This window comes from Nonomuraea fastidiosa, from assembly GCF_042751225.1.
Lineage (GTDB): Bacteria > Actinomycetota > Actinomycetes > Streptosporangiales > Streptosporangiaceae > Nonomuraea > Nonomuraea fastidiosa.
In genome coordinates this window covers 4475601-4502587 of sequence record NZ_CP170570.1, presented here as the reverse complement: position 1 = coordinate 4502587, position 26987 = coordinate 4475601, and the positions used below count along the sequence as shown (strand labels likewise).

Annotated in this window: 25 protein-coding genes and 2 pseudogenes; 19 read left to right on the top strand and 8 right to left on the bottom strand. The window is 70.8% G+C overall.

What is annotated here, in order from left to right; all coding sequences use genetic code 11:
• Nucleotides 1–31 precede the first annotated feature (31 nt).
• The 10 genes and pseudogenes from ACFMQL_RS21010 to ACFMQL_RS20965 all read left to right on the top strand — a co-directional run bounded on the left by ACFMQL_RS21010 (nucleotide 32) and on the right by ACFMQL_RS20965 (nucleotide 9163).
• Complete coding sequence (locus ACFMQL_RS21010) at nucleotides 32–904, top strand: sugar ABC transporter permease (protein WP_364060685.1); 873 nt, start codon at nucleotides 32–34, stop codon at nucleotides 902–904.
• On the top strand, nucleotides 901–1746 hold the full coding sequence (locus tag ACFMQL_RS21005; RefSeq protein ID WP_364060682.1) for a carbohydrate ABC transporter permease: 846 nt from the start codon (nucleotides 901–903) through the stop codon (nucleotides 1744–1746). The genes ACFMQL_RS21010 and ACFMQL_RS21005 overlap by 4 nt, the downstream gene beginning before the upstream one ends.
• Nucleotides 1747–1754: 8 nt before the next feature.
• Nucleotides 1755–3122, top strand: a complete 1368-nt coding sequence (locus tag ACFMQL_RS21000; RefSeq protein ID WP_378786704.1) for a glycoside hydrolase family 5 protein — start codon at nucleotides 1755–1757, stop codon at nucleotides 3120–3122.
• Nucleotides 3123–3192: 70 nt separating this feature from the next.
• Nucleotides 3193–3387: a hypothetical protein gene (locus ACFMQL_RS20995; protein ID WP_378786703.1), complete on the top strand. Its 195-nt coding sequence runs from the start codon at nucleotides 3193–3195 to the stop codon at nucleotides 3385–3387.
• A gap of 12 nt (nucleotides 3388–3399) precedes the next feature.
• Nucleotides 3400–4158, top strand: a pseudogene (locus ACFMQL_RS20990) (STM4015 family protein); the annotation flags it as partial.
• 7 nt (nucleotides 4159–4165) lie between these two features.
• Entirely contained in the window at nucleotides 4166–5125 is a 960-nt protein-coding gene (locus tag ACFMQL_RS20985) for an STM4015 family protein (RefSeq protein ID WP_364060673.1), read from the top strand.
• Complete coding sequence (locus ACFMQL_RS20980; protein WP_378786701.1) at nucleotides 5122–6168, top strand: STM4014 family protein; 1047 nt, start codon at nucleotides 5122–5124, stop codon at nucleotides 6166–6168. Before ACFMQL_RS20985 ends, ACFMQL_RS20980 begins: the two co-directional genes overlap by 4 nt.
• 19 nt (nucleotides 6169–6187) lie before the next feature.
• A complete protein-coding gene (locus ACFMQL_RS20975) occupies nucleotides 6188–6982 on the top strand; it encodes an STM4013/SEN3800 family hydrolase (protein WP_378790187.1) in 795 nt (264 codons plus the stop codon).
• Nucleotides 6969–8246 carry an STM4012 family radical SAM protein gene (locus ACFMQL_RS20970; protein ID WP_364060667.1) on the top strand — a complete coding sequence of 426 codons (1278 nt, stop codon included), beginning with the start codon at nucleotides 6969–6971 and terminating at the stop codon, nucleotides 8244–8246. Before ACFMQL_RS20975 ends, ACFMQL_RS20970 begins: the two co-directional genes overlap by 14 nt.
• Nucleotides 8240–9163 (top strand): STM4011 family radical SAM protein, encoded by a 924-nt coding sequence (locus tag ACFMQL_RS20965; RefSeq protein ID WP_378786700.1) that lies wholly within the window; start codon nucleotides 8240–8242, stop codon nucleotides 9161–9163. Before ACFMQL_RS20970 ends, ACFMQL_RS20965 begins: the two co-directional genes overlap by 7 nt.
• 663 nt (nucleotides 9164–9826) lie before the next feature.
• On the opposite strand, the gene ACFMQL_RS20960 is transcribed toward ACFMQL_RS20965, so the two are convergent.
• The 3 genes from ACFMQL_RS20960 to ACFMQL_RS20950 form a co-directional block, all read right to left on the bottom strand.
• Nucleotides 9827–11290 carry a DUF6745 domain-containing protein gene (locus ACFMQL_RS20960; RefSeq protein ID WP_378786699.1) on the bottom strand — a complete coding sequence of 488 codons (1464 nt, stop codon included), beginning with the start codon at nucleotides 11288–11290 and terminating at the stop codon, nucleotides 9827–9829.
• On the bottom strand, nucleotides 11290–11586 hold the full coding sequence (locus tag ACFMQL_RS20955; protein ID WP_364060658.1) for a hypothetical protein: 297 nt from the start codon (nucleotides 11584–11586) through the stop codon (nucleotides 11290–11292). Before ACFMQL_RS20955 ends, ACFMQL_RS20960 begins: the two co-directional genes overlap by 1 nt.
• A gap of 383 nt (nucleotides 11587–11969) precedes the next feature.
• Entirely contained in the window at nucleotides 11970–13535 is a 1566-nt protein-coding gene (locus tag ACFMQL_RS20950) for a DUF4434 domain-containing protein (protein ID WP_378786697.1), read from the bottom strand.
• A 98-nt stretch (nucleotides 13536–13633) separates the two neighbouring features.
• Between ACFMQL_RS20950 and ACFMQL_RS20945 the strand changes: the two genes are divergently transcribed.
• Complete coding sequence (locus ACFMQL_RS20945) at nucleotides 13634–14425, top strand: SDR family NAD(P)-dependent oxidoreductase (protein WP_378786695.1); 792 nt, start codon at nucleotides 13634–13636, stop codon at nucleotides 14423–14425.
• A 48-nt stretch (nucleotides 14426–14473) separates the two neighbouring features.
• On the opposite strand, the gene ACFMQL_RS20940 is transcribed toward ACFMQL_RS20945, so the two are convergent.
• The gene (locus ACFMQL_RS20940) at nucleotides 14474–14863 is read right to left on the bottom strand and encodes a VOC family protein (RefSeq protein ID WP_364060649.1); all 390 of its coding nucleotides are present in this window, start codon (nucleotides 14861–14863) and stop codon (nucleotides 14474–14476) included.
• Nucleotides 14864–14928: 65 nt separating this feature from the next.
• On the opposite strand from ACFMQL_RS20940, the gene ACFMQL_RS20935 reads away from it, so the two are divergent.
• A complete protein-coding gene (locus ACFMQL_RS20935; protein WP_364060646.1) occupies nucleotides 14929–15357 on the top strand; it encodes a MarR family winged helix-turn-helix transcriptional regulator in 429 nt (142 codons plus the stop codon).
• A gap of 105 nt (nucleotides 15358–15462) precedes the next feature.
• Here the strand turns inward: ACFMQL_RS20935 and ACFMQL_RS20930 are convergent, their stop codons facing one another.
• Entirely contained in the window at nucleotides 15463–16644 is a 1182-nt protein-coding gene (locus tag ACFMQL_RS20930; protein ID WP_378786693.1) for an FAD-dependent oxidoreductase, read from the bottom strand.
• A gap of 59 nt (nucleotides 16645–16703) precedes the next feature.
• On the opposite strand from ACFMQL_RS20930, the gene ACFMQL_RS20925 reads away from it, so the two are divergent.
• From ACFMQL_RS20925 to ACFMQL_RS20895, 7 genes and pseudogenes are all read left to right on the top strand, one after another.
• The gene (locus ACFMQL_RS20925) at nucleotides 16704–17258 is read left to right on the top strand and encodes a TetR family transcriptional regulator (protein ID WP_378786692.1); all 555 of its coding nucleotides are present in this window, start codon (nucleotides 16704–16706) and stop codon (nucleotides 17256–17258) included.
• A gap of 90 nt (nucleotides 17259–17348) precedes the next feature.
• Nucleotides 17349–18440: an ABC transporter ATP-binding protein gene (locus ACFMQL_RS20920; RefSeq protein WP_378786691.1), complete on the top strand. Its 1092-nt coding sequence runs from the start codon at nucleotides 17349–17351 to the stop codon at nucleotides 18438–18440.
• Entirely contained in the window at nucleotides 18433–19536 is a 1104-nt protein-coding gene (locus tag ACFMQL_RS20915) for an ABC transporter ATP-binding protein (RefSeq protein ID WP_378786689.1), read from the top strand. The genes ACFMQL_RS20920 and ACFMQL_RS20915 overlap by 8 nt, the downstream gene beginning before the upstream one ends.
• 161 nt (nucleotides 19537–19697) lie before the next feature.
• Nucleotides 19698–20291: pseudogene (locus ACFMQL_RS20910) on the top strand (carbohydrate ABC transporter permease); the annotation flags it as partial.
• Nucleotides 20292–20550: 259 nt separating this feature from the next.
• Nucleotides 20551–21303, top strand: a complete 753-nt coding sequence (locus tag ACFMQL_RS20905; protein WP_378790186.1) for a carbohydrate ABC transporter permease — start codon at nucleotides 20551–20553, stop codon at nucleotides 21301–21303.
• Nucleotides 21304–21579: a DUF2160 family membrane protein gene (locus ACFMQL_RS20900; protein ID WP_364060625.1), complete on the top strand. Its 276-nt coding sequence runs from the start codon at nucleotides 21304–21306 to the stop codon at nucleotides 21577–21579.
• An 18-nt stretch (nucleotides 21580–21597) separates the two neighbouring features.
• Nucleotides 21598–23382 carry an ABC transporter substrate-binding protein gene (locus ACFMQL_RS20895; protein ID WP_364060622.1) on the top strand — a complete coding sequence of 595 codons (1785 nt, stop codon included), beginning with the start codon at nucleotides 21598–21600 and terminating at the stop codon, nucleotides 23380–23382.
• Here ACFMQL_RS20895 and ACFMQL_RS20890 read toward each other — a convergent pair.
• Genes ACFMQL_RS20890 through ACFMQL_RS20880 form a run of 3 tightly spaced genes read right to left on the bottom strand, consistent with a single transcriptional unit; the run spans nucleotide 23354 to nucleotide 26983 of the window.
• Nucleotides 23354–24418, bottom strand: coding sequence for a dienelactone hydrolase family protein (locus tag ACFMQL_RS20890; protein WP_378786687.1), 1065 nt, complete (start codon nucleotides 24416–24418; stop codon nucleotides 23354–23356). The two genes, ACFMQL_RS20895 and ACFMQL_RS20890, sit on opposite strands and share 29 nt — an antisense overlap.
• A complete protein-coding gene (locus ACFMQL_RS20885; RefSeq protein ID WP_378786686.1) occupies nucleotides 24408–25688 on the bottom strand; it encodes a Gfo/Idh/MocA family protein in 1281 nt (426 codons plus the stop codon). Before ACFMQL_RS20885 ends, ACFMQL_RS20890 begins: the two co-directional genes overlap by 11 nt.
• Nucleotides 25689–25696: 8 nt before the next feature.
• Nucleotides 25697–26983 (bottom strand): ABC transporter substrate-binding protein, encoded by a 1287-nt coding sequence (locus tag ACFMQL_RS20880; protein WP_378786684.1) that lies wholly within the window; start codon nucleotides 26981–26983, stop codon nucleotides 25697–25699.
• Nucleotides 26984–26987 lie beyond the last annotated feature (4 nt).

The window sequence follows — 26987 nt, the reverse complement described above, 5'->3', positions numbered from 1 at the left end:
GACGAAGCGACGTGGCCGGTGGATCAGCATCGTGCTGTTCCTGCTCCCCGCGCTGGTGCTGTTCCTGCTGCTGGTCGTGGCCCCCATGCTGGTGGCCGTCTACTCCAGCGCCTTCAAGTGGAACGGCTTCGGCGGCCTGCCGACCGACTTCATCGGCCTGGACAACTTCACCCGTCTCTTCACCAGCGAGATCTTCGCCCAGGACCTGTGGCACCTGCTGGTCCTGGTGCTGTTCTCGATCTGCATCCAGCTGCCGTTCTCGCTGGCCATCGCCATGCTGCTGAACCAGCGCATCCGCGGCAGGACGCTCTACCGGGTGGTGTTCTTCGCCCCGTACGTGCTCAGCGAGGTCATCACGGGCGTGCTGTTCTCGCTGATCCTCTCGCCCGGCTCCGGCATGGCGAACCAGATCCTCTCGCTGGTCGGCCTGGAGTCGGAGTGGCTGGCCGACCCCGACACCGTGATGCCGTCGCTGTTCCTGGTCATGACCTGGAAGTACTTCGGCTTCCACATGATGATCTACCTGGCGGGGCGGCAGAACATCCCGAACGAGCTGATCGAGGCCGCCCAGATCGACGGGGCGACGGGCTGGAAAACGTTCAGGTACGTGACGCTGCCGCTGCTCGGCCCGACGATCCGGATCAGCGTCTTCCTGTCGGTCATCTACACGATCCAGCTCTTCGACCTGGTCTGGATCCTGACGGGCGGCGGGCCCTCGCACTCGTCGGAGACGATGGCGGTCACCATGATGGAGTGGGGCTTCAAGCGCTCCCAGGTCGGCTACGCCAGCGCGATCAGCGTCGTGATGTTCGCGCTCAGCCTCGTCTTCGCCCTCCTCTACCAGCGTTTCGTGATGCGCCGCGACCTTGAGGGCGCGACCACCTCGATGGGAGACAGGCGATGAGCAGCAGGACAAAGCCGCTCAAGAGGCGGCGCAACACGCTGCCGCTGCACGTGATCGCGGTGATCGTGGGCGCCTTCATGGTCGCCCCGGTCGTGTACGCGCTGCTCGGCGGCTTCAAGGACAACAGCGAGCTGTCGGAGAACCCGTTCGGGCTGCCCGCGACGTGGATCACCGCCAACTACACCGACGTGCTCGGCTCGCTGTCCTTCTGGCGGCAGATGTGGAACAGCACGTTCATCGCGGTCGCCACGACCGTGCTGACGGTGGCGCTGTCAGCGCTGGCCGCGTTCGTCTTCGCCCGGTTCGCCTTCCGCGGCAGGGAGCTGTTCTTCACGCTCTTCACGGCCGGGCTGATGTTCCCGTTCGCGGTGGCGATCCTGCCGATCTTCGTGCTGCTGCGCACGCTGGGGCTGCTGGACAACCCCATGGGTGTGATCCTCACGCAGGCGGCCTTCGGGCTGCCGCTGACGATCATCATCCTGCGCGGCTTCTTCCGCAGCATCCCCGGCGAGATCGAGGAGGCCGCCACGCTCGACGGGTGCTCGCCGTTCGGGTTCTTCTGGCGCATCCTGCTGCCGATGGCCAAGCCCGCCATCGCCACCGTCTCCGTGCTGGCCATCGTGGGGAGCTGGAACAACTTCATGCTCCCGCTGGTGGTGTTCAGCGACGAGACGAGCTGGACGCTGCCGCTCGGCATCCAGCAGTTCCAGGGACAGTACGCCTCCGACACCGCGCGCATCCTGGCCTACCTGATCCTGGCCATGGTGCCCGCGCTCGCTTTCTACGCCATCGCGGAACGACACCTTGTCGGTGGGCTCACCGCCGGCGCGACGAAGGGGTGAGTGAGTCCATGCTGCACGTGTCAGGGACCCGTCTGGTCACCGAGGACGGCACGCCGGTACGGCTGCGCGGGGTCGGCCTCGGCGGCTGGATGAACATGGAGAACTTCATCACCGGCTATCCGGCCAACGAGTCCGCCATGCGCGAGGCCGTGCGCGCCGTGCTGGGCGACGAGCGGGCGGAGCTGTTCTTCGAACGGCTGCTGACCTCGTTCTTCACCGAGAAGGACGCCGACCTGCTGGCCGGGCTGGGCATGAACTGCGTGCGCATCCCGGTCAACTACCGCCACTGGGAGTCCGACGACCGGCCGATGGAGATCGACCCGCGCGGCTTCCGGCACCTCGACCGGGTCATCGACATGCTGGGCGAACGCGGCATCTACAGCGTGATCGACCTGCACGCGCTGCCCGGCGCGCAGAACCAGCACTGGCACAGCGACAATCCCACCCACGTCGCCGCGTTCTGGCAGCACCGGCACTTCCAGGACCGGGCGGTGCACCTGTGGGAGGTGATCGCCGACCACTACCGCGACCATCCGTGGGTCGCCGGATACAACCCGGCCAACGAGCCGGCCGACGTGTCGGGGAAGGCGATCGGGCCGTTCTACGACCGGCTGGTGAAGGCGATCAGGGCGACGGATCCGCACCATGTGCTGTTCCTGGACGGCAACCGCTACTCCACCGACTTCTCGATATTTCGGGAGGTGTACGAGAACACGGTCTTCGTCATGCACGACTACGCGCTGGCCGGGTTCGCCCATGGAGGCCCGTACCCCGGCTACACGCGCGGCGAGTGGTGCGACCGCGACGAGCTGGAGCGCACGTTCGCCAAGCGCTCAAGCTTCCAGCGGGAGACCGGCACGCCGCTGTGGGTGGGCGAGTTCGGGCCCGTCTACACCGGCGACCCCGCCGTGGACGAGCAGCGCTACCAGATCCTGCGCGACCAGCTTTCGATCTACGACGAGCAGGACGCGGGCTGGTCGCTGTGGACGTACAAGGACGTCGGCCTGCAGGGCCTGGTACACGCGACGGGGGCGTACCTGGACCGGTTCGGCGAGGTCATCGCCAAGAAGCGGCGGCTCGGCGTGGACCGCTGGGGCTCCACGATGGAGGAGTGCGCGGACGCGCTCGCCCCGCTGCACGCGCTGGTCGAGACCGAGTTCCCCGACTGGGATCCCTACCCGTGGGGCGCCCGCTACCAGACCGACGACCTGATCAGGCACATCCTGCTGGCCCAGGCGATGCTGCCGGAGTACGCCGAGCGCTTCCGCGGGCTCGGCGACGACGAGCTGATCGAGCTGGCCGACTCGTTCCTGCTGGAGCACTGCGTACGCCGCGAGCCCCTGCTGGAATTGCTGTCGGCGAACCTCCAGGGCTGAGACCCCGGATTTGTCGGGCGGATCTAGTAGAACAGGAGCCGCTGTAACCCCCGACATCCGAGGATCATCCGTGCTCTTCGACGACCAACCCAGCCACGACGACACTTATGACGACTTCTACGCCGGGCTCCCCGTGTACTCCGTGCTGTCCGAGGAGAGCCTGGTGAAGTCGCCACCCCCGGATCCGGGGGCGGTCGCCTGGAAGCTCCAGGCGAGCGAGTGGAGCGAAGAGGTCCCCGACGACATCATGGAGGTCCTCGGCTGATTCTTCGACCACGCCGACACGGCGAAGGTCAAGGCGATCGTGATCGGCGAGTGGGAGGAGAACGCCGACCAGAGCTCCGAGCAGATCGTCAAGCTGCTCGCCGACAACGCGGGCCGGCTGCCCGAGCTGCGCTCGATCTTCCTCGGTGCGATCTCGCCCGAGCAGTCGGAGATCTCCTGGATCCAGCAGTCCGACGTCACGCCGCTGCTGACGGCCTTCCCCCGGCTGGAGCGGCTGGAGGTGCGCGGCGGGTCGGAGCTGCGCTTCCCCCCGGTGCGCCACGAGTCGCTGCGCGTGCTCAGGTTCGAGACCGGCGGCCTGCCCGCCACGGTCGTCCGCGGGGTCGGCGACTCCGACCTGCCCGCTCTGGAACACCTGGAGCTCTGGTTCGGCATCGACGATTACGGCGGCGACTCCACGGTCGACGACGTCGCCGGCATACTCTCCGGCGCGCGGCTGCCCGCGCTGCGCTACCTCGGCCTGCAGAACTGCCCGTACGCCGATGAGCTGGCCGGTGCGGTGGCGGCCGCCCCGGTCGTGGCCCGGCTGGAGACGCTGAGCCTGTCGATGGGCTCGCTCGGCGACGACGGCGCGGCGGCCCTGCTCAGCGGCCAGCCGCTCACCCACCTGCGCCGGCTCGACCTGCGCCACCACTACCTCGGCGAGGCCATGGCCGCCCGCGTGACGGCGGCGCTGCCGGGCGTCGAGGTCCTGCTCGGCGAGCCCGCCGACCCCGAGGACTACTGGCAGTACGTCGCGGTGAGCGAGTGAGGCCGGCATGACCCACGAGCCGGCCGTCACCGACCCGGGGGCCACCTTCCTCGCCGACCCCGACATCTACGGCGGCGAACACTTCGCCGGCCTGCCGGTCAAGCCGTTCGACGCGGCGCTCTGCGAGCCTCCCGAGCGGGTCGCCTGGGAGGTCACCGACTTCGACGACCTCCACGGGAGCGGGAGCGTCCTGCCCAACGGGCTCGACGAGCTGCTCGGCCACGTCGGGCCCGAGCGCGTGCGGGCCCTGGCGGTCTCCGGCTACAGCGTGGCCCAGGCGCCTGAGGGGCTGGCCCGCTACGCCGACCGGCTGCCCGCGCTGCGCGCGGTCTTCCTCGGGTTCATGCCCACCGAGATGTGGGAGCTGTCGTGGATCGGGCACGGCGACATCACGCCGGTCCTGGAGGCGTATCCGCTGCTGGAGCGGCTGGAGGTGCGCGGCTCGGAGGGGCTGGTGATGCAGCCCGTCGTCCACGACCATCTCAAGGTGCTGCGGTTCGAGACCGGCGGCCTGCCCGGCGTCGTGGTCAGGGCCGTGGGCGCGAGCTCGTTCCCCGCGCTTGAGCACCTGGAGCTGTGGCTCGGCACCGCGGCCTACCACGGCGACAACACCCTCGCCGACCTCGACGGGGTGCTGTCCGGCTCGCGCCTGCCCGCGCTCAAGCGGCTCGGCCTGCGCAACAGCGAATACCAGGACGACATCGCCGCCGCCATGGCCACCGCGCCCGTGGTGGCCGGGCTGGAGGAGCTCAGCCTCGGCCGGGGCACGCTCACCGACCGCGGCATGGAGGCGCTGCTCGCCGGGCAGCCGCTGACCCACCTGCGGGTGCTCGACCTGCACCATCACTTCCTCAGCGAGCCCATGGCCGAACGGGTGCGCAAGGCGCTGCCCGGCGTGACCGTCGAGCTGACCCGGGCGCCCGACCTGCCCGGCGACGGCACCCCCTACATCGCGGAGTGGGAGTGACGGTGCGCTTCGCCGTGGTCGGCACGCCGGGAGACCGGCGGGTCACGCTGTTCCGCGACGCCGTAGTGGCGCGCGGGCTCGCCGAGCCCTGCGTCGTGCCCTGGCACGACGTGCTCGCCGGGCGGGAGATCGGCGCGCCCGATGGCGCGCTGCTGCGCATCGACTCTCCCGGCGAGGACGCGCGGGCCGACGAGCTGCTGCGCGGCCCCGGTGACCCGGCGCGGGTCGGGGGCGGCGCGACCTGGCACAAGACGTTCAGCGCCGGGCTCGACCGGGTGGCGGCGATCCCGGGCGTGCGGCTGCTCGGCGACGTCGAAGAGATCAAGGTGATGTTCGACAAGCGGCGCTGCCACGCGGTGCTGGCGGCGGCCGGGGTGCCGGTGCCCGAGGCGTTCGAGACCCGCTCGTACGACGAGCTGCGCGCGGAGATGGCGCGGCGGGGCTGGGCCAGGGTGTTCGTCAAGCCCGCCCACGGCTCGTCGGCGTCCGGCGTGATCGCCTTCCAGACCCACGCGGGCCAGGTCCGCGCGGTCACCTCGGCCGTCTGGATCGGCGGCGTGCTGTGCAACTCGCTGCGGGTCAGGACCATCACCGAGGAGGCGGAGGTGCGCCGGCTGGTCGACGTGCTGGCTCCTGACGGGCTGCACGTCGAGCGGTGGTTTCCCAAGGCGATGACCGGCGGGCGGGCGTTCGACCTGCGGGTGGTGACGGTGGCGGGCACTCCCACCCACGCCGTCGTGCGGACCAGCCGCGTCCCCATGACCAACCTGCATCTCGGGGGCGCGCGCGGCGACCTCGACGTCGTACGCCGCCGGGCCGGGCTGTGGGAGCGGGTGCTGGAGGTGTGCACCGCGGTGGCCCGGTGCTTCCCTGGCAGCCTGACCACGGGCGTCGACGTGATGGTGGGGGCCGACTGGCGGTCGGTGGCGGTGGCGGAGGTCAACGCCTTCGGCGACCTCCTCCCGAGACTGGGAGACTTTTCAGGACATGGGCGTGACACCTATGCCGAACAGGTCGAGGCGGTGCTGAGTGGCCGGTTCTGACCTCGACACGAGCCTCGACATGAACACCATCGTGGGCACCCACGACCTGCTCATGATCACCCTTGACACCCTGCGCTACGACGTCGCCGCCGCGCAGGCCGAGGCCGGGCTGCTGCCCAATCTGCTGCCGCCCGGCGTGCGCTGGGAGCGCCGGCACAGCCCCGGCAGCTTCACCTACGCCGCCCACGCCGCCATGTTCGCCGGGTTCCTGCCCACCCCGGTCACTCCCGGGCCTCATCCCCGGCTGTTCGCGGCCACGTTCCCCGGCAGCGAGACGACCGCGCCCGGCACGTGGGTGTTCGACGCGCCCGACCTGCCCACCGGCTTGGCACGGGCCGGCTACCACACCGTCTGCATCGGCGGCGTGGGCTTCTTCAACAAGCTGACCCCGCTAGGGTCGGCGCTGCCCGGCCTGTTCCGCGAGAGCCACTGGGAGCCGGAGTTCGGCGTCACCAACCCCGCCTCGCTGGAGCGCCAGATCGACCGCGCCGCCGAGGTGCTCGAGCGCGTGCCCGGCCTGGTCATGCTCTTCCTCAACGTCTCGGCGCTGCACCAGCCCAACCACTTCTACCTGCCGGGCGCCCGCGAGGACTCCATCGACAGCCACGCCGCCGCCCTGCGCTACGTCGACCGGCACATCGGCCGCCTCTATGACCTCATGCGCCGCCGTCGCCGTCCGTGCCTGGCCATCGTGTGCTCCGACCACGGCACCGCGTACGGCGAGGACGGCCACACCGGCCACCGGATCGGCCACGAGGTGGTCTGGGCCGTCCCCTACACCCACTTTGTCCTGGAGAACCATGCGGCCGTATGAGGGCCCTTATCAGGGCTACGTCTACGCCTATCCCCACAAGACCGCCTACCGCCCTCTCGATCCGCGCCCGCACCTTGAGGAGGTCTGGGCCGGTGAGCGGCCTGGCGCCCTCTACGTGCACATCCCGTTCTGCGAGATGCGCTGCGGCTTCTGCAACCTGTTCACCCGCACCGGCGCCCCCGAGGAGCTGGTCACCGCCTACCTCGACGCGCTCGAACGCCAGGCCGGGCAGGTCCGCGACGCCCTGGAGGAGACGGCGTTCACCACGGCGGCCTTCGGCGGCGGCACCCCCACCTACCTCAGCGCCCGCGAGCTGACCCGCCTGTTCGACATCACCGAGCAGACGATGGGCGTCGATCTCACGCGCATCCCGCTGTCCGTCGAGACCTCGCCCGCCACCGCCACCCCCGACCGCCTGTCGGTGCTGACCGAACGCGGCGCCTCGCGCATCTCGATCGGCGTGCAGAGCTTCGTGCCGGAGGAGGCGCGCTCGGCCGTACGGCCGCAGAAACGCGCCGAGGTGGACGCCGCGCTCGACGCCATCAGGGCCTCCGGAGTGCCGGTGCTGAACATCGACCTCATCTACGGCATCGACGGGCAGACGCCGCGCTCGTGGCGCTATTCGCTCGACACGGCGCTCGGCTGGCGGCCCGAGGAGATCTACCTCTACCCGCTCTACGTCCGGCCGCTGACCGGGCTCGGCAAGCAGGGGCGGGCCTGGGACGACCAGCGGCTCGAGCTGTACCGGGCGGGCCGCGACCACCTGCTGGCCGCCGGATACGAGCAGGTCTCGATGCGTATGTTCCGCCTGCCTGGCATCGAGTCAGGCACCGGCTACTGCTGCCAGACCGACGGCATGGTCGGCCTCGGCTGCGGCGCCCGCTCGTACACCAGCGGCCTGCACTACTCCTTCGAGTACGCCGTCGAGGCCCGGCACGTCCGCGCGATCATCGACGACTACATCGCCAGGGACGACTTCGACGTCGCCAACGTCGGCTTCGTCCTCGACGACGACGAGCGCAAGCGGCGCCACCTCATCCAGTCGCTGCTGCGCGCCGAGGGCATGTCGCGTTCCCTGTACGCCTCCCGCTTCGGCACCGACGTGCTCGACGACTTCCCGCTCGACGCGTTCGCCCCTTACCTGACGATCACCGACGAGACCATCACGCTCACCCCAGAAGGGCTCGCCCGCTCCGACGCCATCGGACCCGCCCTGTTCTCGCCCCGCGTGCGGGCCCTCATGGAGTCCTACCGGCCATGCTGACCATCCTCTATCGCGGCCCGCTCGCGAGCTGCGACTACGACTGCGCCTACTGCCCGTTCGCCAAGCGCCGCGACACGCCCGAGCAGCTGCGCGCCGACCGGGCCGCGCTCGAACGCTTCACCGCCTGGGCCGCCGCGCAGGACGAGGAGCTGTCGATCCTGTTCACGCCGTGGGGCGAGGGGCTCGTCAGGTCGTGGTACCGGCGGGCCCTCGTCGAGCTGTCCTGGCTGCCTCATGTCGCCAAGGTGGCCATTCAGACGAATCTGAGCTGCCGTACCGAGTGGCTGGCCGAGGCGTCCGAGCGGGCCGCGCTGTGGGTGACGTACCACCCGACCCAGGTTCCCTATGAGCGGTTCCTGGCCAAGGTACGCTCCCTGCCGGTCCGCCACAGCGTGGGCATCGTCGGCGACCCGGCCCACCTGCCGCACGCCCGGCGGCTGCGCGCCGACCTGCCGCCCGAGACGTACCTGTGGGTCAACGCCGAGGAAGGCCGCCTCTACACCGACGACGAGGCCGCCGAGTGGACGGCCATCGACCCCCTCTTCCCCTACAGCCGCTTCCCGCACGCCAGCGCCGGCCTGCCCTGCCGCACCGGCGACACCGTGATCTCGGTTTACGGCGACGGGACCGTGCGCCGCTGCCACTTCATCCCGGAGGTCTTGGGGAACCTGTACGACGGCTCGTACCGCGCCGCCCGCCGCCCCCGCCCCTGCCCCGCCACCGCGTGCGACTGCCACATCGGCTACGTCCACCTTGAGTCTTTGGGCCTGTACGACGTCTTCGCCGGCGGCATCTTGGAACGCATCCCCCACGCCTGGGGCACACCACCGGCCGCACGGAGTCACCCCACCGCCACCCCTGCACCGCAACACCCCTGCTCCAGCAGCGGTGAACCTGCCCCAGGACCCCTCCGCTGACCGCGAACCGCCCCTCGCCCGCGACTCGGGCATGGACGCTCGCCGCCGGCGACGTCCCGCTCAACGATCCGGCCCCACACCCCGCCTCCCCAAGACCCGGACGCCCGCCAGGCCAGGACTCCCGTCCGGCAGACGCTCATCACCACGCGCGCCAAGGCACTCGTAGCGGTTCCAGCACCCCGTTCCCGATGTGCACCCGCACCCCAGGACCTGAGCCCGTGGCCGGCGCAGGCAAAGCCACCACGCGCAGCACCTCCACAGGCACGACCGATGGAGGCAAGGCCGGCTCGGGCGGGCCACCACATGCGGGCCCGGGGCGGGCAGGACCGCCGCATGCGAACCCGGGGCAGGTAGGACCGCCACGCGCTGCGCATCTGCGAGTGATCCGTCGCGGGCTGGACCCGCACGGACGGACCCACGCGCGGACCGGCGCGAGCAGGACTGCCACCACCGAGACCAGCGCGGCCGGACCGAAGCAGCGGCGTGGGCCGAGAGGAGGCAGCGCGAGCCGGGCCTGGCCAGGACAGCGCAAGCCCGGCCGGGGCGGCGGAGGGCGAACCGAGACAGCGGCGTCAGCCTGGCCGGGCCGGCGGCGTGGGCCGGGCCAGGGCCGCGTAGCAGGGACGGCGTGTGGGCCGGTCTCGCGGCAGCCGCGGCAACGGCTCAGGTTTCGCGTTGGGGGTCGTACTCGTTTTCGGCCAGGCCGAAGGTCCAGGCCACGCCCTGCTTGGCACGCTGAATCCACGGGGGCACGCGCAGGAAGTAGGTGCGGCGGGTGCCGTCGGGCTCGGGCGTGGAGTTGACCACCTCCACCATGGTCAGCGGCTCGTCGCCCGGCAGATCGACTCGCCACAGCGTGCCGGTCTCGTCGGAGTGGATCCGCTTGGCGTCGGACTCGGCGAGATAGCGCTCGAAGCCGAAGTGTTCCAGCATGACGCGGCGCAGCTCGGCGTTGCGCTCGGCGCGGATGCGCTCGACGGTGAGATCGCTCATCACGGCGCCGAAGCCGGCCGGTACGGGCATGCCGTGCCAGGCGTGCAGGGCGAACCCGTCGGCGTAGGCCATGGCGGGCCCGTCGGCGCGGTGCAGCCGGCCGAGGTCGTCGAGGTGCAGCTCAACGGGACGCTCGGTGACGATGGCCACCCGCTCGTACGGCCACCACCACCCCGCCTGCTCGGCCACCCGCATGAGCCCGTCAAGATCCGGGATGTCGTCAAGGCCCGCAGGACCGCCACGCTCGTCGAGCCCGTCAGAGCCATCCCGGCCCTCTCCGGCGCCCGGCCCCGGCTCGCTAGGTCCGCCACGCTCATCCCGGCCACCGAGCCTGCTGAGCCCGTCGCGGCCAGCGAGCCCCTCACCACCATCCCGGCTGTCGCGGGCGCCCGGCCCGCCGAACCCGTCACCCTCACTCGGATCGCCGGGACGAGCGAGCCCGGCGAGGCCGGCGAGGCCGTCGCGGCTCCCCTTACCGGCGCTTCCGTCAGGTGCGGCGAGGCCGTAACGAATGGCGTCGAGGGCGTCGAAGGTGAACAGCCACGGGGCGTCGTGCTGGCCGAGTACGGCGTCGAGGGTGGCCTCGCGGAGCACCGCGCCGACGTCGCGGCCGCCCCTGGACCGGTCGCTCGGCGTCTCCTGCGGGGCGCCCCGCTCCCCCACCGAGCTGGACGGGTCGTCACCCAGCCGGCCGATCGCTCGCCGGAGGTCGCTGATCAGGCGTTCGGCCTGCGGCCAGAGCCTGCCGCCCGTCTCGGCCCAGTGCTCGGCCCAGCCGACGGGCCCGAGCTCGGCGTACGCCGCCGCCCTGGCGCGCTCCCACGGCTTGGTGCGAAGGTCATCGCGCACCGAACGCCCGGGACCGGCGTCCCCGAGCAGGCCGGGCAGCTCCGGCGCCGGAAAGGCCCCCGCAGGACTTTCCGGCGCGAGCCCCGCCTCGGCCAGTGCCGCGCGCGCCTGCTCGTCACCCGTCAGCCAGGCCGCCACAACCGCTCCCGCCGCCGGAGACGGCAACATCAGGACCAGCTCGGGCTCGGGCAGGCCCGCCTCCTTGTACGCCTGGCGCACCGCCGCCTCGGCCCCCTCGCCGGGCCCGGTGGCCAGCGCGACCTGCTCCCATGTCGGCGTGGCCATCAGTCGGCCACCACCTGGTAGGAGCCCGGCACGTATTCGCGCTGCCTGACGACGCGGTACCAGCCCTTGGGCAGCACGATCGCCGCGTGCTCCTCGTGGACGAGCCGCCCGCCCTCCGGCAGGTGGAGGAAACCCTGAGACAGCGTGCCGGGCCCTGCGATGGCGTGCGCGTGTCCGGTGGCCTCGCCGTACGCCAGCACCATCCGCCCGCGCGCGTCACGCGGCTCGGGACGCAACGTGGTGGGCGCGGACTCCTCGGGAACGGGCACGAGCAGAATGTCGCCCTGTCGGTACATCGACCAACCTCCATCGATCGGGGGATGATCGAAAGCTAGCGACCGCCACCGACAAATCCGGGGCCCGAAAGCTCGGGTGCGGGCAAGGGCACCGGACCAGGGCTTGCGCGAAGGCTCAGGACGGCGGAAGGATCGGTGGCCGGGGGTAGCGCACGACGCAGGGGCAGCGCTCAGCGTGGAACCCACGGCGTGGGGCGGGGCAACCCCTCCTGCCAACGCGCGGCGCAGGAGCAGCGCACGGCGCGGGAACAGCGCACGGCGCGGGAACAGCGCACGGCGCGGGAACAGCGCAGGCCGCAGCGGCGGCTCGCAGCCTCCGAGAGCCGATACACGCCGCAACCCCGGCCGACGGCCTCCGAGAACCAGTGCACCCCGTTGAGAGGTCAGCGCATCACGTACGGGCTCGTGCTCGACTCCCCCGCCTCGTTCGTGGCGGTGATCGGGACCCAAGGGGACGTGGGGACGAACGGCGCCCAGGCGGACTCCAGGCGGGAAGTGCGGCCGTACCACTCCTGCTTCACCCGCGTCCCACCGAAATCCAGAGTGCCGCCGCGCAGGTTGTAGCCCTCGACCTGTACGCCGGCCCGCCCGTTCAGCTCCTTCCTGTACGCCGCCACGATGATCGGCTGCCGCCACCCTGCCGCGATGTCGTCGGCCAGGGAGGGCGTGTCATGGCGAGCTTGGCAGGTGAAGAACGGGTCCCAACCGTACGAAATGATCTTCGAAGGATGCGGGCCCGCCGCCATGATCTGCTGGTCGAGCCGGGCCTTGGTGGTGCGCCCGCGCAGCGGCAGCGGGTCCACCCGGCCGCACTCCCCCGGGACGGGCGTGGGTTCGAAGCCTTCGATGTTCACCCACAGCTCGACCCCGTCGGGCACCCGCCGGGCGGCGGCCTCGACGTAGTCGGCGGTGGACCCGTAGTACGCCTCCGAGTTGGTCACCGCGCCGACGACCGGCTCGAGCCGGGCGGCAACGGCGGCGCCGGCCTCGTGCGGGCCGTGGACGGGCACCTTGCCGGTGCCGCGCCCGTCCTGGACGGCGATGGCCATGGGCAGCCCGGCCCGGGTGCCCGCGATGTCCGCGATGCCCGCAGGCACCTGCGACGGCGGGAACCCGCGCCCCCGTCGCGCGTCGATGTACGGGCTGACGACGATCTTCTTGCCCGGCAGGGCGTCGGCGACCACGGCGTGCTGGGCGGCGTACAGGGAGATGATCGGATCGCGCGCGGACCGGGCCCGCGCGGCCAGCTCGAACGACTGGTACACCCCACCGAACGCCGCCAGCGAGCCGAACCGCGCCCGGTAGTCGGCGAGCACCCGCGCGGTGAAGGCGTTGAGCGCGGCGGTGTGGGCGAGGTCGGGCTCCCACGGCTTGCCGGGGCGCTGGGGCGCGGCGGGCAGTCCGGGGAAGACGGTCATCCCGTACGCGGTCGCCTCCCGGATCAGATGACCGATCCCGTCACCGTCAGTCGAGACCAGCACCAGGTCGTGCTCGCGGGCGGCACACGACTCGGCCAGCGACAGGCGGTAGAAGACGCGCCCCTCGACCTCGACGCGCCGGTCGATCCCGGGGCAGCGCAGCATGCCGTCGCCGAACTCCTCGCTGGTGACGTACGTGTAGACGCGCCGCACCCGCGCGCCGGGCGGCTCGGCGCACGGCCGCCCGTCCACCTGGCAGGCGGCGAAGTCGGGGCCGGGACGGCCGGCCGCGAACCGGGGCCCGAACGTGATCAGGGTGTCGCCGCCGATGGAGTGGACGGCCTCGACCATGCGGCGGGTGACGCACGGGTCGGCGCGCGGGATCACCCAGTAGCCGGTCACCGCGTAGAGGGCGGGGACCCGCAGGTCGCGCGGCGGGCATCCGTCGTCCGTCGCCGGTGATTCGGTCTCGGGCACCACCAGGCTCGCCACGAAGGCGGCCGCCACCACCAGCCACAGGATCCGGTGCACCCACACCCCCTCACGCCCACTCCAGACTACGCAGCGGCCCCCGGATGCGGGCAGTCCCGGGCGATCATCGACAATGGCGGGCAGGGGGTGAGAACATCGTGCGCATCGATCTCACAGGCAAGACCGCCCTCGTGACCGGCTCGACCCAGGGCATCGGCGCCGCCATCGCCACCGGGCTCGCGCGGGCCGGGGCCCGGGTGGGGATCAACGGCCGCAGCGAGGGCTCGGTCACGGCGGCCATCGAACGCATCAACGGGGGACAGCAGTACGACCTGGTCGCCGCGCCCGGCGACGTCGCCACGGAGGAGGGCAGCGAGCAGGTCGTACGGACACTGCCGGACGTCGACATCCTCATCAACAACCTCGGCATCTTCGGCGCCAAGCCGCCGCTGGAGATCGACGACGCCGAGTGGCGGCGGTACTTCGAGGTCAACGTGCTGGCCGCGGTCCGGCTCACCCGGGCCTATCTGCCCGCCATGAAGGGGCGGGGCTGGGGCCGCATCCAGTACATCGCCAGCGACTCCGCCATCGTCATCCCGGCCGAGATGATCCATTACGGCATGTCGAAGACGGCGCTGCTGGCCGTCTCCCGCGGCTTCGCCAAGGAGGCGGCGGGCAGCGGCGTCACGGTCAACTCGGTCATCGCGGGCCCGACGCACACCGGCGGTGTGGCGGACTTCGTCTACCAGCTCGTGGACCGCGACCTGCCGTGGGAGGAGGCGCAGCGCGAGTTCATGCGGCTGCACCGGCCGCAGTCGCTGCTGCAGCGCCTGATCGAGCCTGAGGAGATCGCGAACCTGGTGGTCTATCTCAGTTCGCCGCTCGCCTCGGCCACGACGGGCGCGGCGGTGCGGGTGGACGGCGGCTACGTGGACTCGATCCTCCCGTAAGAGACTCCGCCCGCCCGTAAGCGGCTGCGTCCCCGTGACGGGCTCGGGTCAGTACGACTGGAGCTCGATGAGGGTGCCCTCCGGGTCGCGCAGGTGCGCGGTGCGCAGCGTGGGCCCCCACGCGGGACGGTCCTGGGGCGGGGCGGCCATGGTGGCGCCGTGCCGTTCCAGGATCGCGGCCGCCTTCTCCACGTCGTCCACCTTCATGACCAGCATCGCCCGGTCCGCGCCGCCCTCCTGGGACGGCGACGCCGGAGGGATGCCGAGCTGGGCGTGGTCGAACAGGACCAGGCCGGCCTCTCCGGCGATGTCCCAGTTGGCGTAGCCGGGCAGCACCTTGACCGGCTCGACGCCGAGCAGGTCGCGCAGCACGCCCTGGTAGAAGGCGAGGCTCTTCGGGAAGTCGCGCACGAGGAGCCGGGGGTAGAGAGCGTCCATGGAAAGCCTCCAAGCCAAATAGTTGGTAATAACCAATTATTGGTAAGCACCATACACTTGGTCGTATGGATCTTCCGCCCACCCTCCTCGCGTTCCCGACCTTCGTGCTGCACAAGGTCGGCACGGGCAGCCGGCGGGCGCTGGCCGGGCGGCTGTCGGAGGAGGTGGGGCTGAGCCTGTGGGAGTTCGCGGTGCTGGCGGCGCTGGCCGATTTCGGTGCTGCGGCGCAGCGCGAGGTCGGCGATCGGCTGGGGCTCGACCCGAGTGACATGGTGCGGCTGATGGACGGGCTGATCGCGGCAGGGCTTGCGGTACGTGACCGCGACCCCGCCGATCGGCGCCGCTACCGCATCTCGCTCACCCCCGACGGGCAGGAGGCGCTGACCCGGGCCCGAGCGCTGGTGGCGGAGGTGGAACGCGAGACCCTGGCTCCGCTCACGGCCGAGGAGCGGGAGCTCCTGCACGAGCTGGTCACCAAGGTCTTCACCCGCTGACGCGGAGTGCACGCCCGGCGCGCCGAAGCGCCGCACGGACTGAAACGGCGGACGGCCAAGGCGTCATGGGGCCCGAACACGACGGGCGGCCGCAGGTCCACCGAGTCAGCGTCGGTCCAGGCCGCTGAGCTGCCAGGCCAGGCGGCGGCGGACGGCGGGGACGCGGCCGGCGAGCGCGAGCACCGCGTTGCGCAGCGGGCGGGCCGCCGCGCGGGCCGTGGCCAGCGCGGTGAGCCGGGACGCGAGCCGCACGACCTTCTCGGCGACCGGCCGCCGACCGGCGGCGTACGCGTCGAGCAGCGCGTCGGGGCCGCCCTTGAGCACGTCGGAGAGCGTCTCGCCCAGGCGGACGGCGTCCTCGATGCCCAGGTTCATGCCCTGGCCTCCGGCGGGCGAGTGCACGTGGGCGGCGTCACCGGCGAGCAGCACCCGGCCGTGCCTGTAGCTGTCGGCGATGCGGTGGTGCACGCGGAAGCGCGAGCCCCAGATCACCTCTTCGACCACGGCGGGCTCGGCCTCGGGCCCGCGCGTGTCGAGCAGCCGCTGCACGAACGCGACGTCCGGCTCGCGCGGCGCCTCGTCCACGGTGGCGACGATCCGGTACATGCCGTCGGGCAGCGGCGCGACGACCACCAGGCCGTCGGGCGAGAAGTAGAGGATGACCTCGCCCTTCGGCACTCCGCCGCGCAGCCGCACGTCGGCGAGGACGAACGACTCCTCGTACGTGCCGCCGGTGAAGCCGATCCCGGCCTGCTCGCGGACGAGGCTGTGCATCCCGTCGGCGCCCACCAGGTAGGCGGCGCGCAGCACGGTCCCGTCGGCGAGGGTGGCGGTGACGCCGGTGGCGTCCTGGGCGACGGCGGTGACGCGGGCCGGCCGCAGCACCCGGCCGCCCAGCTCCTCCAGCCGGGCCAGCAGGTAAGCCTCGGTGTCGGCCTGGGAGATCATCAGCGTGTACGGGTACCGCGTGGGCAGCCCGTCGAAGGGCACCGGCACCAGCACCCTGTCGCGGTCGCGGATGGTGAAGCGCGGCGTGTGCACCCCGCGGGCGACCAGGTCGCCGGTGACCCCGTACGGCTCGAGCAGTTCCAGGGTGCGCGAGTGCACGACGGCGGCGCGCGAGGTGTTCGCGCCTTCGGCCTGGCCGTCCACGATGACGACGCGGTGACCGCGCCGGATCAGGACCAGGGCGGTGGTCAGCCCGACGGGCCGGCTCCGACGACGATGACGTCCGTGGCGTTCATGTCTCCTCCTCAACTGTTGGCCAACATCCGTTGACCAACACACGTTGACATTAAGCCCGGCACCCCATGGACGTCAACACATGTTGGCCTACAGTTGTTGGCATGACGAGAAGATCCGGAGCCGCGACCAAGGCGGGCATCCTGGAGGCCGCGCGGGCCCGCTTCGCAGAAGACGGCTACGAACGGGCCACGATCAGGGCCGTCGCGGCCGACGCCGGCATCGACCCGGCCATGGTCATGCGCTACTTCGGCAGCAAGGAACGGCTGTTCGCGGCCGCCTGCGAGGTGGACCTCGGCCTGCCCGACCTGCGCGGCGCGCCGCGCGATGAGGTCGCGGCCGCGCTCGTGCGCCACTTCCTGTCGCACTGGGAGCCGGGCGAGAGCCTGCCGGTCCTGCTGCGCGCGGGAGTGACGAACGCCCAGGCGGAGGAGCGGCTGCGCGAGGTCTTCGCCGCCCAGGTCATGCCGGCGGTGGCGGCGCTGACCCCTGATCCCCGGCGGGCGGGGCTGATCTCGGCCCAGCTCCTCGGCATGGCCCTATGCCGATACATCCTGAAATTTCCCCCGTTGACCACGATGACCAGGGAGGAAATCGTCGCCGCGATAGCCCCCGCCGTTCACCGCTTCCTCGACCTTGACAATGAAGAGAAAACCTGAGTAACACCCGCAACAAATGCCACTACAGCGACCTTTGCAGGCCGAACCAGATCATGTATGAAGGGAGGGAAGCAGAGAGGACCGGGCACCGTGACGGTGATTCTCGACGGCGTCTCCGTGCGTTCGCGCGGGGAGATCTGGCTCGACGACGTCAATCTCGAATTATCCCCTGGAATGACGACCCTGATCGGCCCGATGACGGCGGGGAAAACGACGTTGATGCGGGTCGCCGCCGGATTGCAGACCCCCGATTCAGGCCGTGTGCTGGTGAACGGACAAGACGTCACCGGAATGTCGGTGCGAAAACGTTCGGTCGCCTTCGTCTATCAGCAATTCATCAATTATCCGTCGCTGACCGTCTACGAGAACATCGCATCCCCGCTCCGCCTCGACCCCCGTTTCCGCCGCGACGGCGTGGACCGCCGCGTACGCGAGGTGGCCGAGCTCATGGGCATCGCCGGCCTGCTCGGCCGCCGCCCCGCCGAGCTGTCGGGCGGCCAGCAGCAGCGCACCGCCATCGCCCGCGCGCTGGCCAGGCCCGTCGATCTGCTGCTGCTCGACGAGCCGCTCGCCAACCTCGACTTCAAGCTGCGCGAGCAATTACGAGCCGACCTGAAGAGCATGTTCGCCGGCTCACCCGGCGTCGTGCTCTACGCCACCTCCGACCCGGCCGAGGCGCTGATGTTCGCCGCGCCGACCGTGGTGCTCGGCGAGGGCCGGGTGCGGCACGTCGGCGACGTCGCCGGCATGTACGCCCGCCCGCCCACGCTGGCCGTGGCGACCACGCTCAGCGACCCGCCGCTCAACCTGCTGCCCGGCCTCGTCAGGGAGGGCAGGATCGAGGTGCTCGGCAGGTCGATCCCCGCGCCGGGAGCCCACGCCACAGCGCAGGAGGTCGTGCTCGGCGTACGCCCCCACCAGGTGACGATCGGCCACGGCCGTCCCGGCGCGCTCGAACTGCCCGCCGAGATCAGGCTCGCCGAGGTGACGGGCAGCGCGACGTTCCTGCACCTGCGCCTCCAGGACGGCCGTCACCTGGTCGCCCACCTGCCGGGCACCCGGCAGTACACGCCGGGCGAGCCCGCGCTCGCCTACGTCGATCCTGCCCACGTGCTCGTCTTCGACGCGGACGGCGGGCGGCTGCTCGGCACCGGGGCGGCGGAGGTGGGCCCGCATGGCTGACATCCGCCTTGAGGGCGTGGGCCACAGCTACGACGGCGGCAGGACGTGGGCGGTCAAGCCGATGACCTGGACGTGGCGCAGCTCGCGGGCGTACGCGCTGCTCGGCCCGAGCGGCTGCGGCAAGACGACGCTGCTGAACATCATCTCCGGCCTGATCACGCCCACCGTGGGCCGCGTCTACTTCGACGACCGAGACGTCACCGGCGTGCCCACGGCGGGCCGCGACATCGCGCAGGTCTTCCAGTTCCCCGTCCTGTACGAGGAGATGTCGGTCTACGACAACCTGGCCTTCCCGCTGCGCAACCGCAAGGTGCCGAAGCAGGAGGTCGACCGCAGGGTCCGGCAGGTCTCCCACCTGCTCGGTCTCGACCAGGTGCTCGGCCGCAGGTCGCGCCGGCTCGATCCGGGCCGCCAGCAGATCGTCAGCCTGGGCAGGGGTCTCGTACGCTCCCAGGTGGCCGCCGTCCTGCTGGACGAGCCGCTGACCGTGGTGGACCCGGCGCTGAAGTGGACGCTGCGCAGCAAGCTGAAGGAGATCCACCGCGACACCGGACACACGCTCATCTACGTCACCCACGACCAGACCGAGGCGCTGACGTTCGCCGATGAGGTCGTGGTGGTCAAGGACGGCGAGATCGTGCAGGCCGGCGAGCCCGCCGAGCTGTTCCTGTCGCCCGCGCACGAGTTCGTCGGCCACTTCATCGGCTCCCCCGGCATGAACGTGGTGCCCGGCGAGGTCGTCAGCGGCGTCGTCCGCGTCGGCGGCACCGACGTGGGCAGGGCGGGCGGCGGCCTGCCTCCCGGGCCGGTGCGGATCGGGGTGCGGCCGGAGTTCGTCGAGATCGCCAAGGCCGGCGAGTTCCGCGTCTTCCCCGGCCTGCCCGCCCGGGTGACCGGGGTGGACCGCATGGGCGCCTACGACCTGGTCCACACCGAGGCCGGCGGGCACAAGGTGATCGCCAAGACCGAGGCCGGCGCGCCCTACCGGCCGGGCGACGGCGCGTACCTGCACTTCCCGGCCGAGCGCACGTTCCTGTTCAGGGACGAGGTGCGTTGCGGCTCGCTCGCGCCCATGAACGGAAGGGGCCGCGCGTGATCGAGCAACCCGCGACTGACACCACGGACGCCACGGACGCCACGGACGCCACGGACGCAGCCGACGAGCCCCGCGTCACCCCCAAGCGCCGCGACAACCGGGCCTGGTGGCTGGTGCTGCCGGTGGTGGTGTCGGTGGCGTTCACGGCGGTGATCCCGCTGATGACCGTGGTCAACTACTCCGTCCAGGACGTCTTCGGCCCGCACGAGCGGGTGTTCGTCGGCCTGGAGTGGTTCCGGTCGATCTCGCGCGACCCGGAGGTGCGCGGGGCGCTGCTGCGCACGCTGCTGTTCTCCGCGCAGGTGCTGCTGCTGGAGATCCCGCTCGGCGTGGCGCTGGCCGTGGTGATGCCGCGCAGGGGCGTGTGGGTCTCGGTGGCGCTGGTGCTGGTCGCGCTGCCGCTGCTCATCCCCTGGAACGTGGTGGGCACGATCTGGCAGATCTTCGCCCGCGGCGACATCGGCCTGGGCGGCTGGGCGGTCAACAACGTGCTGGGCGCCGACTTCAACTACACGCTCGACGCCACCGACGCCTGGATCACGGTGCTGGTCATGGACGTGTGGCACTGGACGCCGCTGGTGGCGCTGCTCGCGTACGCGGGGCTGCGCTCGATCCCCGAGCCGTACTTCCAGGCCGCGCAGATCGACGCCGCCTCGCCGTGGGCCACGTTCCGTCACGTGCAGCTCCCCCGCCTGCGCGGGGTGCTGACGATCGCGATCCTGCTCAGGTTCATGGACAGCTTCATGATCTACACCGAGCCGTTCGTGGTGACCGGCGGCGGCCCCGGCAACGCCACCTCGTTCCTCAGCATCCTGCTGTCGAAGATCGCGGTCGGCCAGTTCGACCTGGGCCGGCGGGCGCGTTCTCGCTGCTCTATTTCCTCATCGTGCAGGTGTTCTGCTACGTCTTCTTCTCCGTGCTCACCAGGTCGGGGAGGTGAGGGTGATGGCTCGCACCACCGGCCGGCGGCTCCCCTGGGCGCGCACGGTCTTCTGGCTGTACGTGGCCACGCTGATGCTGCCGCTGCTGTGGATGTTCGGCATGTCGATCAGGCCCAACGAGGACATCCTCGGCAGTTTCTCGCTCATTCCGCAGCGGGTGACGTTCGACAATTACGCGGCTTTCTTCAGCGACCCCGCGTGGTATTCGAGTTATCTCAATTCCATCATCTACACCTCGATGAACGCGGTGCTGTCGCTGGTGATCGCGCTGCCCGCGGCGTACGCTTTCTCGCGTTTCCGGTTCGCCGGCGACAGACATCTGTTCTTCTGGCTGCTGACCAATCGCATGGCGCCGCCGGCGGTGTTCCTGCTGCCGTTCTTCCAGATCTATCAGAGCGTCGGCCTGTTCGACACGCATCTCGGCGTGGCCATCGCGCACATGCTGTTCAACGTCCCGCTCGCGGTGTGGATCCTGGAGGGATTCATGTCCGCGATTCCGCGGGAAATCGACGAGACCGCGGCCGTGGACGGCTATTCGCTGCCGCGCTTCTTCATCAAGATCTTCCTGCCGATGATCCGGTCGGCCATCGGCGTCACGCTGTTCTTCTGCTTCATGTTCAGCTGGGTCGAGCTGCTGATCGCCAGGACGATCACCTCGGTCGACGCCAAGCCCATCGCGGCGACGATGACGCGCACGGTGAGCGCGGCCGGCGTGGACTGGGCACTGCTGGCGACGGCCGGCGTGCTCACCATCGTCCCCGGCGCGGTCGTCATCTGGTTCGTGCGCAACTACATCGCCAAGGGCTTCGCGCTGGGGAGGGTCTAGATGTTCGAGTGGATGGTCTGGACCGTCCCGACCGCCCTGGTCTTCGCCGGGCTCGCCCTGCTGCTGGTGATCATGGCGATCTGGGCGCGCATCTCCCCTCCCGTGGCACGGCGGGGCTTCCTGCGCATCGAGACCGATCGCGGTGACCGGCTCTACATCGGCCTGATCAGCGCCGCCGTCGTGCTGGCCGGCTGGATCGCGATCACCGACCTGTCCATGTGGCTCGCGCTCGGCTGCGCGCTGCTCGTGGCGGTCGTGATCGGCATATGGGGATGACAGAAGAGGAGCCGAACGATGAGGCATCGGGCAGGCAGATCCGCGGTCGCGGCCCTCACCGCGATGGTGGTGATGGCGGCCGGCTGCACGCAGAGCGCCGAGCGGCCGGCGACCGACTACACGGAGGCGGAGGGCAGGGCGGCGGCCGAGCGCTGGGTGTCGCAGGAGTTCACCCCGAGCACGCTGACCAAGGAGCAGCAGCTCGCCGAGATGGACTGGTTCATCAAGGCGGCGGCGCCGTACCGGGGGATGCAGATCAACGTGGTCTCCGAGACCATCACCACCCACGAGTACGAGTCGCGCACGCTGGCCAAGGCGTTCACCGAGATCACCGGCATCCGGATCAAGCACGACCTGATCCAGGAGGGCGACGTCGTCGAGAAGCTGCAGACCCAGATCCAGGGCGAGCAGAACATCTACGACGCCTACGTCAACGACTCCGACCTGATCGGCACCCACTCGCGCGGCGACTACGTGGTGCCGCTGTCGGACTACATGGCCGGCGAGGGCAGAGCCGTCACCTCCCCCACGCTCGACCTCGACGACTTCATCGGCATCAGCTTCACGACCGGCCCGGACAAGAAGATCTACCAGCTTCCCGACCAGCAGTTCGCCAACCTCTACTGGTTCCGCTACGACTGGTTCACCGACCCGGAGATCAAGAAGCAGTTCAAGGACGCCTACGGCTACGACCTCGGCGTGCCGGTCAACTGGGCGGCGTACGAGGACATCGCCGACTTCTTCACCAACAAGGTCAACGGCAACGGCACCATCGACGGCAAGAAGGTCTACGGCCACATGGACTACGGCCGCAAGGACCCGTCGCTGGGCTGGCGCTTCACCGACGCCTGGCTGTCGATGGCGGGCAACGGCGACCCCGGCATCCCCAACGGCCTGCCGGTGGACGAGTGGGGCATCCGGGTGGAGAACTGCCGCCCGGTCGGCTCCTCGGTCACCCGGGGCGGCGACACCAACGGCCCCGCCGCCGTCTACGCGCTCACCAAGTACGTGGACTGGCTGAAGAAGTACGCCCCGCCCGAGGCCGCCGGCATGAACTTCAGCGAGGCGGGCCCGGTGCCGGCCCAGGGCCACATCGCCCAGCAGATCTTCTGGTACACCTCGTTCACCGCCGACATGACCAAGCCGGGCCTGCCGGTGGTCAACGAGGACGGCACGCCCAAGTGGCGGATCGCGCCCAGCCCGCACGGCGCGTACTGGAAGGAAGGGCACAAGCTGGGCTACCAGGACGCCGGCTCCTGGACGCTGCTGAAGAGCACCCCGCAGGACCGCCGCGCCGCCGCCTGGCTGTACGCGCAGTTCGTCACGTCGAAGACGGTGTCGCTGAAGAAGTCGATCGTCGGCCTGACGTTCATCCGCGAGTCCGACATCAAGAGCGACTACTTCGCCGAGAACGCGAAGAAGTACGGCGGCCTCATCGAGTTCTACGGCTCGCCGGCCCGCGTGCAGTGGACGCCGACCGGCACGAACGTGCCCGACTACCCCAAGCTGGCCCAGCTGTGGTGGCAGAACGTCGCCACCGCGGTGACCGGCGAGACCACGCCGCAGCAGTCGATGGACAACCTGGCCAGGCAGCAGGACGAGATCCTGTCCCGGCTTGAGCGGCTCTCGCGCGAGCGGCAGGGCTACGGCGGCCAGTGCGCGCCCAAGCTGAACCCCGAGCGGCCCGCCCAGTACTGGCTCGACCAGCCGGGCGCGCCCGTGCCGAAGCTGGCCGACGAACGGGGCAAGCCGCAGACGGTGGACTACGACAAGCTCATCGCGACGTGGAAGCAGGGGAACTAGCGAGGTTCGCGGCCAGCCAGGCGAAGGCCCGCTCCTGCATGGGCACGTCGAAGCAGTGCGGCACGTCGGCGAAGACGGCCTCGTACGCGCCGGGCGCCTCGCGGTAGCGCTCGCCGATGATGGCGTGCGCCCGCCGGATGCCCTCATCGGGGAAGAGGCGGTCGCGGGTGGCGTACTGGACCATGAGCGGCGCGGGTGCGCGGGCGGCCACCAGGTCGGGGTAGTCGCCCAGGCGCGGCAGGCCGGGCGGCCACAGCATCCAGGTGTGCAGCTCGACGTGCCCGCCGAGCATGTCGCGGTAGGAGGAGGCCATGGCGGCCACCACGACCGCGCGCATCTCCGGGTCGAACGCGCCGAGCAGCGCGGCCCGCAGCCCGCCGCCCGACAGCCCCACGCAGCCGACCTCGGCCACGTCGGGGCGCGAGCGCAGGTAGGCCGCCGCCGCGAGGTCCTCACCCGCGACGACGCCCGCGAACGAGGTGCCGAGCGCGGCGCAGTGCTTGGCCACGACGTGCTCGTGGTCGCGGGCGGCCAGGTCGTACCTGTCGGCCTCGCTCAGCCCCTCCCGCTCGGGGAGCTCCAGCGGGAAGCGGCGGCTGCCCCACACGAACACGTCGTGCGCGAGCACCACGAAGCCGCGCCTGGCGAGCTCGTTGGCGAAGGCCCGGCCGCCGTAGAGCTCGTCGCGCAGCCGGCGCACCTCGGGGCTGGGCTCCCCGGGGCCGTCGGCGATCTTCTCCTTGCCCGCCCACTTCATGCCGGCGTGGCAGTGCAGCGCCACGACACCGGGCAGCGGGCCGCCCGCCGCGCGCGGGCGCAGCAGGTACGCCCGCGTGCGCGGCCCGAAGCCCACCGACCAGGACAGCTCCTCGCCGTACAGGTCGCCGTCGGTCCAGGAGCGCTCCACCCGGACGTCGTCCGCGCTCAGGTCGAGCACGCCGATGGCGTCGCGGGCCCGCGCGCGCAGCTCGGGCCCCGGCAGGGTGGGATAGAGCCCGAGCTGCGCGGCGGCGATGGGGGCGAGCTCAGAGAACACGGGTCCCGTCGTCGCCGAGCAGGACCGGGGCGCCGGTCCTGGCGGAGACGTTGGCGGCGTGACCGGTGAGCACGCTGCGGATGCCGTCGCGGTAACCCGCCTGGCGGGCCAGCGGGTCGTCGCCGGGACCGCGGAAGACGTCGTTCAGCAGCAGGCGGTCGCCGCCGCCGTGCCCGCCCGCGCCCTGCTCGATCGGGATCTCCTCCGGCGGGCTCCAGTGGCGGCGCAGCAGCAGCCGCTCGGAGGACCCGGTGGCGTGTTCCTTGGAGGCGGCGCTCGGGTCGATGGCGGCGTGGACGGGCGTCCACTCCCGCTCCACCACGTCCAGCTCCAGCCGGCAGGCCGTGCCGTTGAAGGCGACCCGGTAGCCCTCCCACGGAGCGTGGGCGTGCAGCGAGTACGTCATCACGGCCTGGTTGGTGTAGCGGACCATGACCGACATGTTGTCGTCGATCGTGATGCCCTCGCCGAAGACGTCCTGGTCGCGCAGGTAGCCGTCCTCGTGCTCGGCGTCCAGGTAGAGCCGCTTGAGCCGCTCGTCGGCGGAGATGTCGAGCAGCCACGGGTCGCTGCCGAGACCCGGCGCGCCGTGCGCGCGCTCGGGCCGCTCGCCGAGCCCGCGCTTCCTGGCGTTCTCGGCACCGTAGAAGCGCAGGCCGGTCTGCGCGAAGACCATCTCGGGCGCCGCGTCCAGCCACCAGTTGACCAGGTCGAAGTGGTGGGTGGACTTGTGCACGAGCAGGCCGCCGGAATTGGCCCTGTCGCGGTGCCAGCGGCGGAAGTAGTCGGCGCCGTGGATGGTGTCGAGCGTCCACTCGAAGTGCACCGACGTCACCTCGCCGATCGCGCCCTCCTTCAGCAGGCGGCGCACCGCGGAGTTGCGCGGCGAGTACCGGTAGTTGAAGGTGACGATCAGCTTGCCGCTGCTGCGCTCCGCCGCCGCGGCGATGGCCGCGCAGCCGTCGGCGTCGATCGTGAGCGGCTTCTCCACGATGACGTCGCGGCCCGCGTCGAGCGCCGCGCACACGTACGTCGCGTGCGTGGCGTCGACGGTGGTGACGATGACCGCGTCGGCGAGCTCGAGCACCTTGTCGAACTCATCGGGGGCGAAGCACGGCACCTTCTGGCCGATCCGCTCGACGTAGTAGTCCATGCGGGTCCGGTTGGTGTCGCACAGGGCGACGATGGTGCCGGCGTCGCGCCAATCTCCGAGCAGCGCGTCGACGTACATCTGCGCGCGGTGCCCGAGCCCGACGAACGCGTACTTCATGACTCTCCTTAGCCTGCGATGGAGGCGTTGGCCTCCGTGATGAACTTCTGCGCAGCGTCATCGGGGGTCATGCGACCGAACATGACCTCCTCCGAGTAGCGCGTCAGGATGTCCTCCATGGCGCTCGCGCCCTTCGGCGGAGCGGCCGGCGGGTCGGTCAGCTCGCCCTTGGCCTCGTCGAGGAAGGCGAGCGTCTTCTTGTCCGCCTCGGGCAGCTTGTCCTTGACCGCGGCCAGCACCTTCGAGCTGGCCGGCAGGCCACGGTCGCTGAGGATGATCTCGCCCGCCTCCGGGTCGTTGATCATGAAGTCGATGAACTTGGCCGCCTCTTCGGGGTGCTCGGACTTCGACGAGGCCGCGTAGAACATGGCGGGCTGCAGGAACATGCCGCCGGTCGGGGCGCCCTCCAGCTTCGGCATCCGCAGCAGCTCCAGCTCCTGGCCGGACGCCTTGGTCGCCGCGCCGAGCTGGTTGCTCCACCACATGCCCATCGCGCCGGTGTTGGTGCCGAGCAGCGACTGGTCGATGCTGGTGGCGCCGATCTCGGAGCTCTTGGCGGGCTCGGGGGCGCCCTTGGTCGAGATCAGGTCCTGCATGATCTTCCACCAGTCCTTGATGGTCTGGGGAGACAGGCCGAGCTTGTTGCCCTGGTAGAACTCCTCACCCTTCTGCGCGGCGTAGATCTGCAGGTACGCGGGGTTCCAGCTCAGCTGCGTACCGATGATCTTGCCGTCGCTGCCCTCGGTGATCTTGGCGGACAGGTCGATGAAGTCCTGCCAGGTCCACTTGGTGTCGTCGGGCATCTCGGCCTTGGCCTGCTTGACCAGGGCCGGGTTGACCAGCAGGGAGAAGGCGTTGACGCCCGTGGGGATGGCGAACTGCTTTCCGTCGATGGCACCCGTGGCCAGCACCTTGGCGTCGATGTCGGCCGTGTTGACCTTGCTGGAGAGGTCGGCGAGGGTGCCGCGGTCGGCGTACTCGCGCAGGCCGCGGATCTCCAGGCTGATGACGTCGGGGGCGTCGCTGCCGGCGACCTTGGTGGACAGCGTCTCGTAGTAGGAGGCCCAGTCGGAGAACTCGCCTTCGACGTCGATGTTCGGGTTCTTGGCCTCGAACCTCTTGATCGCCTCTTCGGTCATCTTCTGCCGCGCGTCACTGCCCCAGTAGGAGAAGCGCAGCTTGACCTTGCCATCGGCGGACTCGCCACCGCCGCTTCCGCCGCCGCAGGCCGCGGTGACCGCCAGCACAGCGGTGGCGAGCAGCGCCGCCGACCACATCTTCTTGCCAGAGCTCACGGCT

Coding starts and splice junctions, on each gene's coding strand:
- ACFMQL_RS21005 (WP_364060682.1), top strand. CDS start 901: ATGAGCAGCAGGACAAAGCCGCTCAAGAGGCGGCGCAACACGCTGCCG.
- ACFMQL_RS21000 (WP_378786704.1), top strand. CDS start 1,755: ATGCTGCACGTGTCAGGGACCCGTCTGGTCACCGAGGACGGCACGCCG.
- ACFMQL_RS20985 (WP_364060673.1), top strand. CDS start 4,166: ATGACCCACGAGCCGGCCGTCACCGACCCGGGGGCCACCTTCCTCGCC.
- ACFMQL_RS20975 (WP_378790187.1), top strand. CDS start 6,188: ATGAACACCATCGTGGGCACCCACGACCTGCTCATGATCACCCTTGAC.
- ACFMQL_RS20970 (WP_364060667.1), top strand. CDS start 6,969: ATGCGGCCGTATGAGGGCCCTTATCAGGGCTACGTCTACGCCTATCCC.
- ACFMQL_RS20965 (WP_378786700.1), top strand. CDS start 8,240: ATGCTGACCATCCTCTATCGCGGCCCGCTCGCGAGCTGCGACTACGAC.
- ACFMQL_RS20960 (WP_378786699.1), bottom strand. CDS start 11,290: ATGGCCACGCCGACATGGGAGCAGGTCGCGCTGGCCACCGGGCCCGGC.
- ACFMQL_RS20955 (WP_364060658.1), bottom strand. CDS start 11,586: ATGTACCGACAGGGCGACATTCTGCTCGTGCCCGTTCCCGAGGAGTCC.
- ACFMQL_RS20940 (WP_364060649.1), bottom strand. CDS start 14,863: ATGGACGCTCTCTACCCCCGGCTCCTCGTGCGCGACTTCCCGAAGAGC.
- ACFMQL_RS20935 (WP_364060646.1), top strand. CDS start 14,929: ATGGATCTTCCGCCCACCCTCCTCGCGTTCCCGACCTTCGTGCTGCAC.
- ACFMQL_RS20925 (WP_378786692.1), top strand. CDS start 16,704: ATGACGAGAAGATCCGGAGCCGCGACCAAGGCGGGCATCCTGGAGGCC.
- ACFMQL_RS20915 (WP_378786689.1), top strand. CDS start 18,433: ATGGCTGACATCCGCCTTGAGGGCGTGGGCCACAGCTACGACGGCGGC.
- ACFMQL_RS20905 (WP_378790186.1), top strand. CDS start 20,551: ATGCTGCCGCTGCTGTGGATGTTCGGCATGTCGATCAGGCCCAACGAG.
- ACFMQL_RS20900 (WP_364060625.1), top strand. CDS start 21,304: ATGTTCGAGTGGATGGTCTGGACCGTCCCGACCGCCCTGGTCTTCGCC.
- ACFMQL_RS20895 (WP_364060622.1), top strand. CDS start 21,598: ATGAGGCATCGGGCAGGCAGATCCGCGGTCGCGGCCCTCACCGCGATG.
- ACFMQL_RS20885 (WP_378786686.1), bottom strand. CDS start 25,688: ATGAAGTACGCGTTCGTCGGGCTCGGGCACCGCGCGCAGATGTACGTC.